This is a genomic window from Halomonas elongata DSM 2581 (assembly GCF_000196875.2).
Lineage (GTDB): Bacteria > Pseudomonadota > Gammaproteobacteria > Pseudomonadales > Halomonadaceae > Halomonas > Halomonas elongata.
In genome coordinates this window covers 3,489,749-3,507,590 of sequence record NC_014532.2, presented here as the reverse complement: position 1 = coordinate 3,507,590, position 17,842 = coordinate 3,489,749, and the positions used below count along the sequence as shown (strand labels likewise).

Sequence of the window (17,842 nt, the reverse complement as noted above, 5' to 3'; positions counted from 1 at the left end):
TGAGCAAGAAAACGGCCCTCGCGGTCGACGAGAGCCGTGTCTTTCAAGGGAGGCAGGCGCGCGCCGATCTCAGGCCGCGGTGATGAGCCGGTATTTCTCCATCAGCTCGTCCCGGCTTTCCTGGCGCTCCGGGTCGAGGGGAATGCAGTCGACCGGGCAGACCTGCTGGCACTGCGGTTCGTCGTAGTGGCCGACGCACTCGGTGCAGCGGTTGGGGTCGATGATATAGATCTCTTCCCCCGGCGAGATGGCGTCATTGGGGCATTCGGGTTCGCAGACGTCGCAGTTGATGCATTCGTCGGTGATCATCAGGGCCATGGAACGCCTCGTAAAAATCTGCTGCGCATCGGCCATGCGGCGTTGAAATCTCTCTCAAGTGCTCATTTAGTACGCCTGAACGGCGCTCTGCACTCGATTTCGCCTTGTCTGGCTCCAGCTCGCTAGATTTTGAACAGGATATGAGCAAATCGATGTCGGGCACATAAGCCCGAGTGTTACGGTCAGGTATTGTAGCGATTCTTGAGCGCTTCGGCGACCTCGGGATGGACATGCTGCGATACATCTCCCCCGAGGCGCGCGATTTCGCGCACCAGGGTGGAGGAAATGTAGGAGTTTTCCACTTCCGGCGTCAGGAAGACGGTCTCAAGCTCCGGCATCTGGGCTCGGTTCATGTTGGCCAACTGCAGTTCGTACTCGAAGTCGGAGACCGCGCGCAGGCCGCGCAGCAGGATGCGGGCCTGGCGTTGGCGCATGAACTCGGTGAGCAGGCCCGAGAAGCCGACCACTTCGACGTTGTCGTGCTGTTCCACCACCTTGCGAGCCAGGGCGATTCGGGCGTCGATATCCAGAGTCGGCGCCTTGCCGGGACTGGAGGCGATGGCCACCACAATGTGATCGAACAGGCGCGCCGCGCGCTCGATCAGGTCGTAGTGGCCGTTGGTGATGGGGTCGAAGGTTCCGGGATAAACGGCAGTGTTCATGAATCCTCCCCGTCGTCGAGCCGGCCGAAGGGGTTGTCCACGGCCAGTGAAACCGGCCGGGCATAGCCCGGGATATGGATGGCATCATCGCTGACATCGAGCTCGGGACCTTCTAGCACGCCTTCGCCGAATCGATAACGCGGTGCGAAATGACCGCGATCGGCATCGCGGAAGTAGGCGGCGGCGTTCTCCCGCGTGGTCTCGCGACGGGCCCGCCAGTCGTTCATGGCGGCCTCGCCGTGGCGGGCGGTGAGCAGGCGCTCGGTGACGCTGGGCGAGAGCACCACCCCGGTGGCGTTGTTGCCGCCGAAGCCCTTGGCGTTGATGAAGGCGGCATCCGCCTCGAAGGCCAGGGGATCGCGGAAGAAACGCAATCGGTCGGTGTGGACGTCGTCGGCCACGGCATCGAGGGTCGGGATGCCCGGCAGCAGGTCATGGGCGAAGCTGCCCAGGGCGCTGGCCAGCTGGTCGCCGGCGGCGCCACCCTGGGAATGGCCGACGAAGGCCTTGATGGCCGTCACCGGCCAGTCCTCGATGCCATGCGCCTGGGCCACCAGGTCGAAGACGTGGGATTCGGTGACGCGATTCTTGGGCGTGCTGGTGCCGTGGGCATGCAGGAAGGTGCGGTGCCGCAGGGCGTTCTCGCCGAGCATGTCGCGCACCAGCGAGGCTGCCTTGCCGAGCGTGATGTAATTGCCGATACCCGGTGCCGAGATCGAACGTTTCCAGCCGTCGGCGTTGACGAAGACATCGGGCACGCTGCCGAGGAGGTTGGCGCCGACTTCCAGGGCCAGGGCGTCGTCCATCAGCATCAGGAACTGGCTGGATTCGCCCATGGTGAAGCCGCAGTTGCGCGCGAAGGGGCGGCAGGCGCGCTGGTAGTCGGCGTCGGTCAGCAGTTCCAGGGCATCCAGGGCGCGCAGGCTGTCGTCATCGGCAAGCGCGCCCATGGCGCGAAAGCCCTCGATGATTTCCGGGGTGATCGGCGCATCGGAGGTGCCGACCATGACCACGCGGCGACGTCCGGCGCGGATGTCGTCCACGCCGAGGCGCAGGTTGTAGAGAAAGCTGGCGCAGGCGCCGAGTGCTGCGCCTGTACCGCCCACGCTGCCCAGTACATAGGCATTGAGGAAGTCGGCGGGCATCTGCCCGTAGCCCAGCGGCATCTGCTTGGAGGTGGCCCGCTTGCCGGAGACGAAGCTCTTGAGCAGCCCGCCCCAGCCTTCGTCGTCGAGCTGGCCGATGGAGTTACCGGCGTATACCGCGACTTGGTCGGGATCCAGGCGATCGCGCAGTTCATCCCAGGTCAGGCCGCTGTCGCCCAGGCAGTCGCTGGCGGCGAAGATCGCCATGGAGAGCCCGCGCGGGTGATGCACGCTGCGGTAGAAGCGGCTGGGCTCGAAGCCCGAGGGCAACTGGCCGGCGGCGCGCACCTGGGCGGGCCGGGTCTCGGGCAGCATGACGTCCATTTCGCCGGCCGGTACCGTGACCTCCATGTTCCGGCGGTCGATCTCGCGGACCTGCCAGGTCGGCGGCAGGTCGTCGGGCAACTGGCGACGGCGCACGCGAAAGGTCAGGGGCGCGTCCAGCGCGAGCGTCGCCCGGCGATTGGCGGGCAGGCCCTCGGCGTTGAAGCGGGGATCCTCGATGCGGCGGATCAGGGTGTGGTCCAGAACGCGCTGGCGGGTGCGCTCGACGAGAGTGGCGGCGTCGATGGGGTGTCCGTCGGCGTCGTGCCAGGCTCCGTCGGCCTGGGCGTCGGCCAGGCGCATCATCGCCGCCAGGCCGAGCAGGGTCTGGGCCTGTTCGTCTTCGGGCAGGGCGTCGAGCACGGTGCGGCGAAACGCCTGATGGCCCGAGGTACGGCCGGCGGGATTCACGCCGCCCATGCCCACGATCACCGGTAAGTGTGACAAGCCGGGTTCCTCGTTGGATTGAAATAGCAGGGCAGAATCATCTCTCGATAGGCCATGGATCATAGCACCCGGCCCGCCGTGGCGTCATGCCGGGCCGCTGCGCCGGGACGATGGAGACTGCTAGAATGCCCGACCGTCGTTATCGCCATCGGTTCCCTCCATGACTGCACATTCCCGCGCCATCACCTCCAATCAGCCGGGTCCCCACCGGGATCTGACACGCCGTGTCGAGCGGGCGCTGCAACATCCGCTGCGCAAGCCCGTGGCCGAACATACCCGCGAGGCCTTCGAGCGGGCCGAGCACTGGCGCGGTGCCCGGGAGCGGATGCCGCTGATCCTCGATGCCGGCTGCGGGGTGGGGCTGTCGACCCGACGCCTGGCCAGCGCTCATCCCGAGTGTGCGGTGATCGGCGTCGACCGCAGTGCCGAGCGGCTGTCGCGGGATCATGGCCCGCTGCCCGATAACGCCCTGCTGGTGCGTGCCGACCTGGTCGATTTCTGGCGGCTGGCGCTGGCCGAGGGCTGGCAGCCGGCGCGGCATTATCTGCTGTATCCCAATCCCTATCCCAAGTCGGTGCATCTCAAGATGCGCTGGCATGGCCACCCGATCTTTCCGGCCATCCCGGCCCTGGGAGGTCGTCTCGAGTTGCGCTCCAACTGGCGGCTCTACGTCGAGGAGTTCGCTCTGGCACTGCAGCAGGCCACCGGCGTCGAGGCACAGGTCGAGGCCTTCGAGCCTGAAGGCGAGCCGCTGACGCCCTTCGAGGACAAGTACCGGCGCAGCGGTCAGTCACTCTGGCGGCTGGTGACCGAGTTGCCGCATCGTCCCGAGCTGCTGCCTGTCGCCTAAGCGTTATCTGAGTCGGTGATCGCGAAACCGTTCGCCCAGGGTGCGTTGCAGCCACTGGGCGATGGGGCCGCGCCCGCTGTCGCGGCGGGAGACCGTCTCGACCTCGATGACCGGCGGGGTGCCGAGGGCGTCGCTGGCCAGATGGATGAGGTCAGCGCGAAAGGGCGGGTACTGGGCGATGTGCTGCGGCACCAGGGCCCAGCCGAGCCCCCGGGTCACCAGTTCGGCCATGGAGTAGAAGCTGTTGAGGCGCCAGAACTGGGCGCTCAGCGGTTGCCAGGCGTCACCCTCGCTGCGTGAGGCGATCAGCAACTGGCGGTGCCCGGCCAGGTCGCCCGTCGACGGGGCAACCAGCTCGGCGAGCGGATGGTGGCGTGACACGACCAGGGCCTGCTGGAGGTGGGCGATGCGGATGCCTTCCAGCAGTGGCCCCTGGTCCTGCTGGCGCAGCAGGATGCCGAGGTCGGCGGTGCGGTCCTCCACCCAACCGGCGATATCGCCCTGGGCGCCGTAGAGCAGCGTCAGTTGCAGGGCCGGATAGTGGCCGGCCAGCGCTTCCAGGGTCTCGTCCACCGGCGGCATTTCCACCAGCGCCTCGTCGATGGCCAACACCAGTCGGGCCTCTTCGCCCTGGCCGATGGCTCGGGCCCGGGACTCGAGACGCTGGCACTGGCGAATCACGGCCCGCGCCTCATGGAGTAGCGCCTCGCCGGCCTCGGTGAGACGGGGCATGCGTCCCGTGCGGTCGAACAGCTGACAATCGAGATCGGTCTCCAGGTGGGCGATGGCGGTGCTGATCGCGGACTGGGCACGACCCAGGTGGCGGGCCGCTGCCGAGAAGGAGCCGCGCTCGGCGCAAGCGATGAGGATTTCCAACTGGTCGAGGTTCCAGCGCATGATGCTCATGACCTATCTGAAAAAGAGATGGATTCCAACTGGAACCCATCATCATGATGGGCAGAATAGGGTGCCGCGTCGAGGCCATGGTGGCTCGACCGACTTGCGCTGAGGGAGGTCACGATGCGCTCCTGGAAGGAAAGGGTCACGCATACTGTGCTGTTCGAGGCAGGAGGGCTGGTCATGGTGACGCCGTTGGCGAGCTGGCTGACCGGGCACGGCCTGGGCGAGATCGGCATGCTGGCGGTGGGGCTGGCCAGTGCCGCCATGCTCTGGAACCTGATCTGGAACCGGCTCTTCGATGTCTGGGTGCCGACGCGCCGTCGCTCTCTCGTCCAGCGCATGGCTCAGGCCTTCGGCTTCGAGCTGGGACTTTTGATCATGACGCTGCCGGCGGTGGCATGGTGGCTCGGCATCGGGCTCATCGAGGCCTTCTGGCTGGATCTCGGTTTCATGCTGTTCTTCCTGGCCTACGCCATGGTATTCAACACGATGTTCGACCACGTCATGCGCCGGCGACTGGCGCGGGGGGAGTGTGGATGAGTTATGTGTTTCTCGCCCTGGCGATCATCGCCGAGGTAGTGGCGACCTCGGCCCTGAAGGCATCGGAAGAATTCTCACGCTTCTGGCCCAGCGTGCTGGTAGTGGTGGGCTATGTCACGGCCTTCTATCTGCTGACGCTGGTATTCCGCACCCTGCCGGTGGGCATCACCTATGCCGTCTGGGCCGGGCTGGGCATCGTGCTGGTGACCCTGGTCGGCATGGTGGTCTACGGCGAGCGCCCTGACCTGCCGGCGGTGCTGGGGATGGCCCTGATCATCGGTGGCGTGGCGGTTATCCAGGTATTTTCCTCATCGACGGCGCACTGAGCCGAGATACGGTCGAAACGCCCTCCATGCCCGGGTAAACTGCGGAGTCGCGCCGTTGCCCGAATCACGCTGCATGGATGCCGTCATGTTTCATCGCACGCTGAGCTGCTGTCTGCTGGTCTTGTCATTGCTGCCGTTGTCCGTCATGGCCTCGGGATTTCCACGACTCTCGTCGCTGACCGACGATGGCTTCCGCATCAGTGCCGAGGCACGCTTGCTGGGCACGGGGGATCGTGCGGACGAGACCCTGGCGAGCCTGTCGCCGACGCTTTCCCTGTCGCCGGCCTCGGTCTCCAAGGTATACACGGCCGCGGCGGCCCTCGACCGCTTCGGTCCCCAGCACCGCTTCACCACGCGCCTGGTCGGCACTGCCGAGCCCGGCCCCGATGGCGTGCTCGCCGGCGATCTGATTCTCGATGGCGGGGGCGATCCGGCGTTGACCAGCGAGGACCTGTGGCGGCTGGTGCAGCGGCTGCATCAGGCCGGCGTGCGCGAGGTGACGGGGCAACTGGTCATCAGCCAGTGGCGCTTCGGCCCGGTGGAGTGCATCACCACCGATCGCTGCGAGGCGCGTCGCCAGGTGGACAACGCCTACAGTGCCTTGCTTTCCTCCGCGGGCGTCAACTTCGGCAACTGGTGCGTGCATGTCGCCCCGGGATCGGCACCCGGCGCGTCCGCAGAGGTCACCGGCTGCGACAGCAAGGTCCTGCTGCCGGGCATCGACAACCGGGTCGACACCAAGGCCGCCGACAGCGGCACCCAGCTATCGGCACTGCGACTGACCGAGGGCGGTGGCGACGTGATGCGTCTCAGTGGCCAGATTTCCACCAACGCCCATCCTCGTGACCTCTATCGCGCCAGCGCCGATCCGGCCGACCAGACGGCGCAATTGCTGATGGCGATGCTCGAACGTGCCGGCATTCCGGTCCGTGGCGGGCATTCCACCAGCACCGTGCAGCCGCCGGGCTCGGCGCCACAGTTGGCGGCGGTGGATGGCAAGCCTCTCCAGGAAATCCTCCTGAGGACCCTCAATTACTCCAACAATTTCATGGCCGACGTCCTGGCGCTGGACATGGCGAACGGTCCGCGCCCGACCCTGGAGCAGGGCGGCGCGGCCATCGAATCCTTCGCCGCCGGCATCCCCGACCATGGCCCGCTGACGCTGCGCAGCGGCAGCGGCCTGACGCCGGAGAATCGCGCCACCGCCAGCGGCGTGAACAGCCTGCTGGCCTACATGTTCGACCAGCCGTCGCTGTTCCCCAGCTTCGTGGCCGCTCTGCAGTCACCCAGCAACGGCGTGATGCGCTTCATCCGCAAGGGGCCGGCAAGCTTCCAGGAGCGCGTGATGATCAAGACCGGCACCCTCAACGAACCGGTGCGGGTGCGCGCGATGACCGGCTACTTCCGCACCCGTTCGAATCGCTGGGGGGCCTTCACCGTGCTGGTCAACGGCACCGAGTCGACGCCGTATCTCAACTGGACGATGGTGCTGGAACGTCTTTCCGAGGATTTGGCCCAACTTATTGAGTCACACTAGGAACCCCGACCATGAAACCTGGACACACCGGCTTTCGCCATCTGGTGCATTCCACCCGCTATTCCTTCAAGGGACTCAGGGCGGCCTATCGCTACGAGTCGGCTTTTCGCCAGGAGACTGGCCTCTGCCTGGTATTGATACCGCTGGCCTGGTGGATCGGCGATGAGCCGGTGGAGTGGATCCTGCTGGTCGGTAGCTGCCTGCTGGTGTTGATCGTCGAGCTGCTCAACACCGCTGTCGAGAGCGTGGTGGATCGCATCGGACCGGAGCGTCACAAGCTCTCCGGGCGTGCCAAGGACATCGGCTCGGCGGCGGTGATGCTGGCATTGATCATCGCTGGCCTGACCTGGGGACTTCTGGTGTGGGACAAGTTCCTGGGCTGACCGGACACTTTTCGGACAGTGCCTAGTGTCAGGGGCGCCGGCTTGGTTATGCTGAGGGCATTCGCCAGCCGACGACGAGACGCTCATGGCCCTGCCTGCTGATTTCCTGCCCTTGGATGCCATTCCCGAACCGCTGACCTCGGCGCTGCGGCATACCTGGGAGCGTCTTGCCGCTTCGCTCGAGCAGGCCGACAACCTGGCCTCGATGCAGGGCCAGGAAGCCCCCAGCGAGTGCTGGACGGCGCTGTCTCCCGGGCGGCGTGAACAGTTGGCCCGGGTGCTGGCCGTTTCGGGCTTCGCCGTGGAGACGCTGGTGCGCCATCCCGACTGGCTCGCTCACCTGGATGCCGAGGGCGAGCTGGATGAAGTGCCTTCCGAAGCGACCCTGCGTGATTCGCTCGAGGAACGTCTTGAAGATGCCGAGGACGAGGCGGCCATGCACGCTGCCATCCGTCGCTTTCGGCAGGCCCGCATGCTGGGCATCGTGTGGCGCGACCTGACACGCCCCGAGGGCATCGACATGTGGCGCACCAGCGGCGCCGTGTCGCGCCTGGCCGAGGTCTGCCTGGAGGCGGCCTTGAGCTGGCTCGAGAAGCACGTCGAGCCGCGCTGGGGGCGCCCCACTGCGCGAGCCGATGGCAGCGAACAGCGCCTGGTGGTGCTGGGCATGGGCAAACTTGGCGCCGGCGAGCTCAATCTCTCCTCCGATATCGACCTGATCTTCGCCTTTCCGGAGAAGGGCGAGACCCAGGGCGGGCGCAAATCGCTGGAACATCAGGAATATTTCACCAAGCTCGGCCAGAAGCTGATCGCCGCGCTGGACGCGATGACCGCCGATGGCTTCGCCTTTCGGGTCGACATGCGGCTGCGCCCCCTGGGGGATGGCGGCCCCCTGGTCGGCAGCTTTGCCTCCCTGGCCAGCTACTATCAGGATCAAGGCCGGGAGTGGGAGCGCTACGCCATGCTCAAGGCGCGGCCGGTGGCCGGCGACCTCGATGCTGGTGACGAGCTGCTGGCGAGCCTGCGGCCCTTCGTCTATCGCAAGTATCTCGACTTCGGTGCCATCGAGTCGTTGCGTGAACTGAAGTCGATGATCAATCGCGAGGTCAAGCGCCGAGGCATGGAAGACAACATCAAGCTCGGCCCTGGCGGCATTCGCGAGGTCGAATTCGTGGTTCAGGCCTTCCAGCTGATTCGCGGGGGACGCGATACCGAGCTGCAGGTGACCTCGTTGCGTGCCGCGCTCGAACGTCTGCCGGCACTGGGGCTGCTGCCGCAGGAGGTGGTCGACGAACTCGAGCCGGATTACCGCTACCTGCGCGATCTGGAGCATGTCCTGCAGGCGCTCGAGGACCGCCAGACCCAGACTCTTCCCAAAGGCGAGATCGAACGCGAGCGCGTCGCTCTGGGGCTGGAAATGGAAGACTGGCCGGCGGTGATGGGGCGTCTCGACGAAGTCCGTGCCCGGGTGCGTCGGCATTTCGATGCGGTGATCGCCGATCCCGAGGAGGAAGCGGAGCAGGATGATGGCGCCACGGAGGCGAACAGCGGCGTCGATCTCGAGGAGTGGCGGGCCCTGTGGCGTGGCCATGAAAGCGAGGAGGAAGCCCTGGCGCTGCTCGAGGCGGGTGGCTACGACGCGGCGGCGTCCAGCCATCGTCGATTGATGGCACTGCGTCGTTCCCGTCAGGTCCAGGGCATGCAGCGCATCGGCTTCGAGCGTCTCGATGCCCTTATGCCGTTGCTGCTGGAGGCCGCTGCGGACAGTGACGCGCCCGATACTGCCCTGGAGCGCGTATTGCCGCTGATCGAGGCGGTACTGCGGCGCACCGCCTATCTGGCGCTGCTGCGCGAGAACCCGGTGGCCCTGGAGCATCTCATGCGCTTGTGCAGCGCCAGCCCCTGGATCGCCGAGCAGCTGGCGCGTCATCCCATCCTGCTCGACGAGCTGCTTACCCCGGATACCCTCTATACCCCGGCGGACAAGGAGCGCCTGGCCGACGAGCTGCGCCAGACCCTGGGGCGGATTCCCGAGGATGACGAGGAAGGCCAGCTCGAGGCGCTGCGGGTGTTCAAGCATGCTCAAGTGCTGCACGTCGCCGCCTCGGACATCGCCGGGACGCGTCACTTGATGAAGGTCAGCGATTACCTGACCTATATCGCCGAAGTGGTGCTCGAGGCGGTGCTGGCCATGGCCTGGAAGCACCTGACCCGCAAGCACGGCTTTCCCGAGCGCCGAGAGGGCGGTCGCTGCGAGCAGGTGCCGGAGTTTCTGATCGTCGGCTACGGCAAGCTCGGAGGCATCGAGCTTGGTTATGGCTCGGATCTGGATCTGGTGTTCCTGCACGATGGTGCCGGGCAGGGCAGCACCGACGGCCCGAGGCCCATCGACAACGCCGTGTTCTTCACCCGGCTCGGGCAGCGCATCATCCATTTGCTGACGGCGATGACGCCAGCGGGCAGCCTCTACGAGGTCGATATGCGCCTGCGCCCCTCGGGCAACTCGGGGCTGTTGGTCTCGAGCCTCGATGCCTTCGCCGATTACCAGCGCCGCGAAGCCTGGACCTGGGAGCATCAGGCCCTGGTCCGGGCGCGCGTGGTGGCGGGCCACGAAACCTTGAGCGAGCGTTTCGCCGAGATTCGCTGCGATATCCTCGGCAGCGAACGCGACCTCGGCGAGCTGCGGAGCGAAGTCGTGGCCATGCGCAACCGGATGCGCGAGCATCTTGCCGGCAAGAGTGAAGCCGGCAGCTTCGATCTCAAGCATGATCCGGGTGGCATGGTCGATATTGAATTCCTGTGCCAGTACGCGGTGCTGGCCATGGGGCGCGAAACGCCCGAACTGCTCACCTACAGCGATAACATGCGCATCCTCGAAACCCTGGAAGAGACCGATCGGCTGCCGGCCGACGACTGTCGCCGACTGCGCGAGGCCTACCTGGCCTGCCGCACGGCGTCCCATCGCTCGGCCCTGACGGGCGACCCGGCCCGTGGCAGTGTCGAGGACTTCCAGGTGCACCGCGATGCCGTCATCGCGGTGTGGGAACGGCTGCTCGAGCCGGCCTCATGAAACCGGCTCATCGATAAGGAAACCATCACGATGCACAAGGTCCTGGTCCTGCATGGCCCCAACCTCAACCTGCTGGGTACGCGTCAGCCGGAGATCTATGGCGACGAGACCCTGGCGGATATCGACAACGCCCTGCGCGAACGGGCGGCCCAAGCCGGCTGGGAGATCGCCTGCCGGCAGAGCAACCACGAGGGCGAACTGATCGATGCCATCCACGCTGCCCGCCTCGATGGCACCGGCGCGATCATCATCAATCCGGCGGCCTATACCCATACCTCGGTGGCGATTCTCGACGCCCTCAACGCCTTTGATGGCCGTGTCATCGAAGTACACCTTTCCAACGTCCACAAGCGCGAAGCCTTCCGCCATCACTCCTATGTCTCGTTGCGTGCCGACGGGGTGATCGCCGGTCTCGGCAGTCAGGGCTACCATGCCGCCCTGGAGGCATTGATCGCGGCCGGATGAGCGACACGCCGGACCACCTCAGTGGTGACTTACGCAGATTTATAGTCCTCACGGGACGGCTGAGCTGCAAACATACTCCGAGGGCGCCTGCAGTCTGGTCTCGAAACACTACATCAGACGATCCTCAGCCGTGTCGTAGCTCGGAGCTGCACTGGGCTCCCGGGGGTAGAGAAAGTCAGGTCTAGGGGTTACCTCCTCGCGGGCTCATTCCTTGGCCTGTCCCTGGTTCTCTACGCACAGATAAGGCAAGCCCTTTGGCAGCACGCGCGAGTGATGCCGATCTCCTCCGTCAGACGCGATGCCCCGCTCAGGATAGAAACCCTCTGCCCCGAGAGATGGGAAACTGGCGCAGTCATACTGCCACTCCAGATCAGGAAGCCACTCACGCTTCCCTGCAAACCCCACTTGCCTGGTCAGGTGAGGGGGAAGACCTACGTGCCCCTGAGGGGCAGTCCCCTTTTCCCATGTATTGAGAAGAAGAAAGCGTGGAAACGAGGAATCAGAAAGGGGCGATGCTTTCCTTATAGCGATTGCTTTGTTTCTAATGTTTTGATCTTTTTTTGGGGAATATTCTGTCGAATATATATTCAATTATTTGTTTTGAATATTTATTCTTTAATGAATAAATAGCAAGGCGCTTTCCGACGCAAGAGATTGCCCGTGTAAGTCATTGATTTTAATCTTTTATTTCAAATTATTTTTGAATTCGTCCAATTTTTGTCTTGCTTTGATAATTATGCTAATGGATAAGTCGCTCCTTTTTAATTGTCCTTGACGGATAGAAGTTAATGCACAAATATTCTCCTATAAATTGATATTCATAAAGTGAATATTTATTCATTTGGAGGTATTGGATATGACACTCAGACCATTGGGGCCCGATGAGTTGGCGCAGCAATGTCGTGAGATGAGAAAGACGATCATCAAAACCATCGGCAATGCCAATATGGGGCATATCGGTGGTGACTTATCCGTAATCGATATTCTCGGGACGCTGTACTTCAACGTGCTGAAAGTTAACCCGGATGAACCGACTGCCCCCGAGCGTGATCGTTTCATCATGAGCAAAGGGCATTGTGCGGTCGCGCTGTATACGACCATGGCGCACGCCGGTTACTTCCCGGTGGAGGAGCTGTCGACCTTTGTGCAGCCCCAGTCACGACTCAACGGCCACCCTTGTAACGAGAAGCTGCCCGGTGTGGAAACCAGCACCGGCCCTCTGGGACATGGGTTGCCTGTCGGGGTGGGGGCTGCCATCGGTGCCAAGCTTCAGAAGCAGGATTGGGAGGTCTTCGTCGTCGTTGGTGATGGGGAGATTCAGGAAGGCAGCAACTGGGAGGCAGCTATGACCGCTGCTCACAAAAAGCTGGACAACCTGACCCTGATTATTGATCGCAACCGGCTTCAGCAAGGGGATCGCACTCATGACGTGACGTCGCTGGAACCCCTGGCTGAACGTTTTAGTGCTTTTGGGTGGGATGCCCTGGAGGTAGACGGACACGACTACGCGGCGTTGATCGAAGCGCTGACGGCTCCTCGCGTCGCCGACAAACCCCGCTGTCTGGTGGCTAACACTTTCAAGGGCAAGGGCGTGTCCTTCATTCAGGATCGTGTCGAATGGCACCACAAGGTGCCGTCCCCGGAGCAAGTTGAAGAAGCCCTGAACGAGCTGGAGCGAGGCGCATAACCATGTCGAATCCCGATACCATCCAACTGCATGATTGCCGCAATGCCTTCTCGAAGACCCTGGAGGCCTTGGCGGAAGCAGATGATCGCATCGTCAGCGTCTGTAACGACTCTATCGGATCAAGCAAGCTCGGAGGATTCCGCGACAAGTGGCCCGAGCGGCTGATCAATGTCGGCATTGCCGAGCAGACCTTGGTCGGCGCTGGTGCAGGCTTGGCTAACGCAGGACTGGTGCCTTTCGTGTGTGGCGCCTCTTGTTTCCTGACCGGCCGAGCGCTCGAGCAGATCAAGGCGGATATCGCGTACTCGAATGCCAACGTGAAACTCTGTGGCGTCAGTAGTGGCGTCGCCTACGGCGAACTGGGGCCAACACACCACTCTATCGAGGACCTGGCCTGGACCAGGCCGCTGGCAGGGCTCGACATCTTTGTCCCGGTGGATGACGTGGAAACGGCCGCCGTGATTCGCTATGTCGCCCAAAGCGATCGTCCGAGCTTCGTTCGTCTGAGTCGCATGGGCGTGCCTAGATTGTTGCCGGAGAATTACGAATTCCAGCCCGGTAAGGCCCAAACCCTGCGCGAAGGCCAGGACATTACCTTGATTGGCTGCGGTGTGACCGTTTGCCGAGCCATGGAAGCGGCTGAGCGATTAGCCGGTGAGGGAATTGAGGCTCGCGTGGTCAACTTCCCGAGCATCTCTCCCCTGGATGAAGAGACTATCGTCCAGTGCGCCAACGACACCCGGCATGTACTGACCATCGAAGAGCATAGCGTGCGTGGTGGAATGGGCAGCGCCATCGCGGAGGTCGTGGTCAGCAAGGCTCCCTGCAAGATGAAACTGCTGGGGTTCCCCGAGTTTGCCCCGACGGGATCGGCCGAATGGCTACTTGATCACTTCGGGATGTCGGTGAATGGCATCGTTGACTCGGCCAAAGCGCTGCTCAAGTGAGGAGAGGGCCATGACGACGTCGACCATTCTCGCTATCGACCAGGGTACGACCAACTCCAAGGCGGTACTAGTGGACTTCGGCGGGAACATCATCGCCAAGGCGCAAGTAGGGATTCCCTGCCAGTATCCTCAGCCGGGGTGGGTCGAGCAGTCAGGCGAAGGAATCGTCCAGACCGTCAAGGAAGCCATCGACGCCTGCCTCTCGGTAAGCCCTGATATTGAAGTTGCCGCTGTAGGCATATCGTCTCAGCGGGAATCTGCCATTGCCTGGGATAGTGCAAGCGGTTTACCGCTCGCCCCCTGCGTTAGTTGGCAGTGCCGACGTAGTCAGCCCTTCTGCGAGGAGCTCAAGCGCCTCGGCCTCAATGCCAGGGTCCATGAGCTCTCCGGTCTGCCCATCGACCCGCTATTTTCCGGCTCCAAGTTTCGCTGGTTACTTGATTCCTTCGACCACAGTGTCAGCCGGCATCGCGTCCGGTTGGGCAATATCGACAGCTGGCTGCTGTGGAATCTCACTGGTGGGGAAGTGCACCTCACGGATACGTCTAACGCGTCCCGGACTCAGCTGTGTGATATCTCCAGTGGCCAGTGGTCGCCAGAGTTGCTCGATGTCTTCGGTATTGATAGCGAGATGCTGCCGGAGATTCGTCCTTCGAGTCATATGTTTGGCAAGACCCGTGAGTTCGGGTCGCTCAAAGCCGGGATTCCGATCATGTCCATGATCGGTGATTCCCACGCGGCGTTATTCGCCCAGGGTGGTTTTCGTCCCGGTATCGTCAAGGCGACGTACGGAACCGGATCCTCAGTGATGACCACGACCCAGGACCAGCCGATACGCGCCGAGGGTCTGGCGACGACGGTGGCTTGGGAAACGCCGGAGCAGCGGGTATATGCCCTTGAAGGCAACATCACGGTGAGCGCGGCGATATTGCCTTGGACCGCGAAGCTTCTGGGCCTCGGCGGCTCTGTCGATCGCCTGGCCGAACTCGCAGAGTCGGCCGACGGCGAAGGTCAGGCGATCTTAGTGCCGGCCATGGTGGGGTTAGGGGCGCCGCGCTGGGTCGGTGATATCACTGGGCTTCTGGATGGGCTGACCTTCAATACCGAACCTGCCGATGTGGCACGAGCGGCCTTCGAGTCGATCGTATTCCAGATCAAGGATGTCGTCGATGTCATGCGATCTGCCGGTCAGCGTCATGGGCTGCCGCCACTTACGGCGCTCAAGGCTGATGGAGGGGCCAGTGCCAACGGATGGCTGATGCAACTTCAGGCGGACACCTTGGGAATCATGGTCCAGAGAGCTGCTCAAGCAGAACTTTCAGCTGTCGGGGCGGCATTGCTGGCAGGCCTTGAACTTGGAGTCTGGCCGACGCTTGAGGCACTGGAGGGGGTGTTGTCGACTTTTGATACATTCGAAGGGCTCGGTGTGGACCAAGATATTCGCCATCAGGCGTGGATCAGGTCTGTGGAACGCACCCTCTCTCAATCGAAAGGCTAGGTAGGAGAAGACGATGAAGCCCGAATTCGAACTGCGTTTGGCGACCAAGGTGGCCCACTTGTACTGGGTGGAGCAGATGCGCCAGGTTGATATTGCCTCACGGTTAAACCTGTCTCAGGCGGGCGTATCACGCTTGCTGCGTCGGGCGCAGAAGGAAGGCATCGTCGCCATTAGTATCAAACCGCCCGAAGGTACTTATCACCTACTTGAAGAGGAATTGTGCGCCAAGTACGGGCTCAGCGAAGTCGTAGTAGCTGCCTGTCCTGACAACAGCGAGAACGCCATCTTGTCGAGCATTGGCGAGGCGGCGGCACAATATCTGGAATCCACCTTGCGCGAGAGCGATCGGGTGGGGATTTCAAGCTGGAGCTCAGCCCTTGTGGCGCTCTCCGAGCACCTTCCCAAGAGTGGGTCGCTGAAAGCAGAACGTGTTGTTCAGTTGATGGGAGGCATGTCGCACGATCGTGCGGAGCATCTTGCCGAGAACTTGACGCTGCAGTTGGCCAATCGATTGAGAGCTCGGCCGGGCTTTATGCACGTAGCAGGTATCACCAGCAGCCCCGAGGCGCGAAAGGTGATCTGTGAAGAGCCTTATGTGCGCGAGACCATGGCGCTGTTTGATGAGCTCAGCATTGCATTAGTTGGTATTGGAACGCTCGAGCCATCAAGGTTTCTTGCCAGAAGTGGAAATACCTTCTCCAAGGAGGAGCTCTCCGACCTGGCCAGTTGGGGGGCTGTGGGTGATGTCTGCTTGAGGTTCTTTGATGACACCGGCGATTTGGTTACGCACTCTCTCAACGACAGAGTAGTGGCGATCTCTCCAGATAGCTTGAAAAGTATTCCCAGGGTGGTGGGCCTGGCTGGCGGCCAGCAGAAAGTGCCGTCTATCCGCGCAGCAGCCTTGGGTGGCTGGATTCAAGTGCTGATTACTGACAGCTTTACTGCCGAAGCGCTGTTAGATACGGAAGGTTAATCGAAGTTAAAGCCTATGGAATGGCTGTTAGTGCCGATGAGACTTTAAGTCTATTTCAAGTAAGGAAGATGAAATGAGAAATTTCGATAATCAGGTGGTAGTTGTAGCTGGTGCTGACAGAGGGATCGGTCTTGCTATGGCAACTCGTTTCGTCGATGAGGGAGCGAGCGTTGCTATGGCATCTAATCGCCGGGAAATCCATGATGTCGCTCGTGATCTTGAGAATCGAATAAAAGAGGAAGGCTTGCCTGGCACCATTATGGCGGCTGAAGTCGATGTTACGAAGAGTGAGCAGGTCGATCAGTTTTATGGCGATGTCAACAAAAAGTTCGGGCACATTGATGTTTCCATCCAGAATGCGGGTGTCATTACGATTTCACGGCTGCAAGAGCTGTCTGAATCCGACTGGGATAAAGTGCTGGACGTTAATACCAAGGGCGTCTTTCTGTGCTGCAAAGCAGCCCTCCGATATATGGCCGAGGCCGGCAAAGGGGCGCTGATCAATATGGCTTCAGGTCAGGCGCGTCAAGGTTTCGTCTATACACCTCATTATGCCGCGAGCAAATTTGGAGTGTTAGGTATCACGCAAAGCCTCGCGCGTGAGTTTGCTACTTCCGGTATCACCGTTAATGCGATCTGCCCCGGAATCGTAGTAACCGATATGTGGGATTACAACGACAAGGTCTGGGGCGAACTCCTGGGAGATTACCAGCCTGGTGAGTTGATCCGTGAATGGGTTGAGAGTATTCCCATGAAACGTGCGGCATCACCAGAGGAGATTGCAGGTACGGCGGTATTCCTGGCCTCAGAAGATGCTCGTTATATAACTGGCCAAGCGATCAATGTCGATGGCGGACTCATAATGTCTTGATTGATAGGGAATGCTGAGATTTATATAAAAAATAAAGGGGCGCGAAATGGCTACAGAATATGATATGTCGTTAAAGCATGGTGTTGACTTTAATTTTTCGCTGAGCGGTAAAGTGATATTGGTTACTGGTGGTCTGGGAGGAATTGCCTCGGCGGCCAATGAAGCCATGCTCGATAAAGGGGCAAGCATCGCCATTTTCTATCCGGGCTTTGAGGCTGATCGGGTAGAAGAAGTATTGGTCAACTTTCCGGAGGAGCGCGTTCGGGCCTGGTCCTGCGATGTTACACAAGAGGACCAAGTCGAGCGCTGTGTAGAAGAAGTAATCGATCACTTCGGTGATCTCCACATCTTAATCAATGCCGCCGGGACCATCACCCTAAATCCGGCCGAAGAGGTCTCACTGCCGGAATGGCAGCGCCAGATTGATGTCAACCTTACCGCTCCCTTTCTGTGCGCAAAAGCTGTAGGCCGGTATCTTCTGAAGAGTGGTCATGGCGGTAAAATTATCAATATCGCCTCCCAAGCCGCGACGGTCGCCATCGATCAGCATTGCGCATATACCTCAGCGAAAGCAGGACTGATCGGCATGACGAAGAGCTTGGCAAAAGAGTGGGGGCCTCATGGCATTACGGTAAACAGTATTTCACCAACAGTTGTTCTGACTCCTATGGGCGCTGCTGCCTGGTCTGGCGAGAAAGGTGAGCGCATGAAATCGATGATTCCAACGGGGAGGTTTGCTTATACGGACGAGATTGCAGCCAGCATCTTGTTTCTTGCCACGAATGGAAGTGACATGATCAATGGTGCGGACCTAGTAGTCGATGGCGGCTATACCATTTGGTAAATGTAGCCATTGATAAGCTTCGAGAAAAAGTCAAAAAGCAAGTATCAGCCAGCAC

17 protein-coding genes are annotated in these 17,842 nt (G+C 61.7%); 13 read left to right on the top strand and 4 right to left on the bottom strand.

The window, feature by feature from the left end; translation table 11 throughout:
- Positions 1–69: 69 nt before the first annotated feature.
- From HELO_RS16280 to HELO_RS16270, 3 genes are all read right to left on the bottom strand, one after another.
- Positions 70–318, bottom strand: coding sequence for a YfhL family 4Fe-4S dicluster ferredoxin (locus HELO_RS16280; protein ID WP_013333741.1), 249 nt, complete (start codon positions 316–318; stop codon positions 70–72).
- 182 nt (positions 319–500) lie between these two features.
- Complete coding sequence (gene coaD / locus HELO_RS16275; protein ID WP_013333740.1) at positions 501–980, bottom strand: pantetheine-phosphate adenylyltransferase; 480 nt, start codon at positions 978–980, stop codon at positions 501–503.
- A complete protein-coding gene (locus HELO_RS16270) occupies positions 977–2,869 on the bottom strand; it encodes a beta-ketoacyl synthase (protein WP_041602207.1) in 1,893 nt (630 codons plus the stop codon). Before HELO_RS16270 ends, coaD begins: the two co-directional genes overlap by 4 nt.
- 187 nt (positions 2,870–3,056) lie before the next feature.
- Here HELO_RS16270 and trmB point away from each other — a divergent pair, with 187 nt between their 5' ends.
- The gene (gene trmB, locus HELO_RS16265) at positions 3,057–3,746 is read left to right on the top strand and encodes a tRNA (guanine(46)-N(7))-methyltransferase TrmB (protein WP_013333738.1); all 690 of its coding nucleotides are present in this window, start codon (positions 3,057–3,059) and stop codon (positions 3,744–3,746) included.
- Positions 3,747–3,749: 3 nt separating this feature from the next.
- Here trmB and HELO_RS16260 read toward each other — a convergent pair whose 3' ends face one another.
- On the bottom strand, positions 3,750–4,652 hold the full coding sequence (locus HELO_RS16260) for a LysR family transcriptional regulator (RefSeq protein ID WP_225884812.1): 903 nt from the start codon (positions 4,650–4,652) through the stop codon (positions 3,750–3,752).
- A gap of 114 nt (positions 4,653–4,766) precedes the next feature.
- Here HELO_RS16260 and HELO_RS16255 point away from each other — a divergent pair, with 114 nt between their 5' ends.
- From HELO_RS16255 to HELO_RS16200, 12 genes are all read left to right on the top strand, one after another.
- Positions 4,767–5,186, top strand: coding sequence for a PACE efflux transporter (locus tag HELO_RS16255; protein WP_013333736.1), 420 nt, complete (start codon positions 4,767–4,769; stop codon positions 5,184–5,186).
- Positions 5,183–5,512, top strand: coding sequence for a DMT family transporter (locus tag HELO_RS16250; RefSeq protein ID WP_013333735.1), 330 nt, complete (start codon positions 5,183–5,185; stop codon positions 5,510–5,512). Before HELO_RS16255 ends, HELO_RS16250 begins: the two co-directional genes overlap by 4 nt.
- Positions 5,513–5,597: 85 nt before the next feature.
- Positions 5,598–7,049, top strand: a complete 1,452-nt coding sequence (dacB, locus tag HELO_RS16245; RefSeq protein WP_109637522.1) for a D-alanyl-D-alanine carboxypeptidase/D-alanyl-D-alanine endopeptidase — start codon at positions 5,598–5,600, stop codon at positions 7,047–7,049.
- Between the two features lie 11 nt (positions 7,050–7,060).
- Positions 7,061–7,432 (top strand): diacylglycerol kinase, encoded by a 372-nt coding sequence (locus HELO_RS16240; RefSeq protein WP_013333733.1) that lies wholly within the window; start codon positions 7,061–7,063, stop codon positions 7,430–7,432.
- An 85-nt stretch (positions 7,433–7,517) separates the two neighbouring features.
- Positions 7,518–10,502 carry a bifunctional [glutamate--ammonia ligase]-adenylyl-L-tyrosine phosphorylase/[glutamate--ammonia-ligase] adenylyltransferase gene (glnE, locus tag HELO_RS16235; RefSeq protein ID WP_013333732.1) on the top strand — a complete coding sequence of 995 codons (2,985 nt, stop codon included), beginning with the start codon at positions 7,518–7,520 and terminating at the stop codon, positions 10,500–10,502.
- 30 nt (positions 10,503–10,532) lie between these two features.
- Positions 10,533–10,967, top strand: coding sequence for a type II 3-dehydroquinate dehydratase (aroQ, locus tag HELO_RS16230; RefSeq protein WP_013333731.1), 435 nt, complete (start codon positions 10,533–10,535; stop codon positions 10,965–10,967).
- 856 nt (positions 10,968–11,823) lie between these two features.
- Positions 11,824–12,654, top strand: coding sequence for a transketolase (locus HELO_RS16225; RefSeq protein WP_013333730.1), 831 nt, complete (start codon positions 11,824–11,826; stop codon positions 12,652–12,654).
- Between the two features lie 2 nt (positions 12,655–12,656).
- Positions 12,657–13,601, top strand: coding sequence for a transketolase family protein (locus HELO_RS16220; RefSeq protein ID WP_013333729.1), 945 nt, complete (start codon positions 12,657–12,659; stop codon positions 13,599–13,601).
- Positions 13,602–13,611: 10 nt separating this feature from the next.
- On the top strand, positions 13,612–15,099 hold the full coding sequence (locus HELO_RS16215) for an FGGY family carbohydrate kinase (RefSeq protein WP_041602205.1): 1,488 nt from the start codon (positions 13,612–13,614) through the stop codon (positions 15,097–15,099).
- 13 nt (positions 15,100–15,112) lie between these two features.
- Entirely contained in the window at positions 15,113–16,072 is a 960-nt protein-coding gene (locus HELO_RS16210; protein WP_013333727.1) for a sugar-binding transcriptional regulator, read from the top strand.
- A gap of 73 nt (positions 16,073–16,145) precedes the next feature.
- Positions 16,146–16,943 carry an SDR family NAD(P)-dependent oxidoreductase gene (locus HELO_RS16205; RefSeq protein WP_041602204.1) on the top strand — a complete coding sequence of 266 codons (798 nt, stop codon included), beginning with the start codon at positions 16,146–16,148 and terminating at the stop codon, positions 16,941–16,943.
- A 46-nt stretch (positions 16,944–16,989) separates the two neighbouring features.
- Positions 16,990–17,787 (top strand): GolD/DthD family dehydrogenase, encoded by a 798-nt coding sequence (locus HELO_RS16200; RefSeq protein WP_041602203.1) that lies wholly within the window; start codon positions 16,990–16,992, stop codon positions 17,785–17,787.
- Positions 17,788–17,842: the final 55 nt, after the last annotated feature.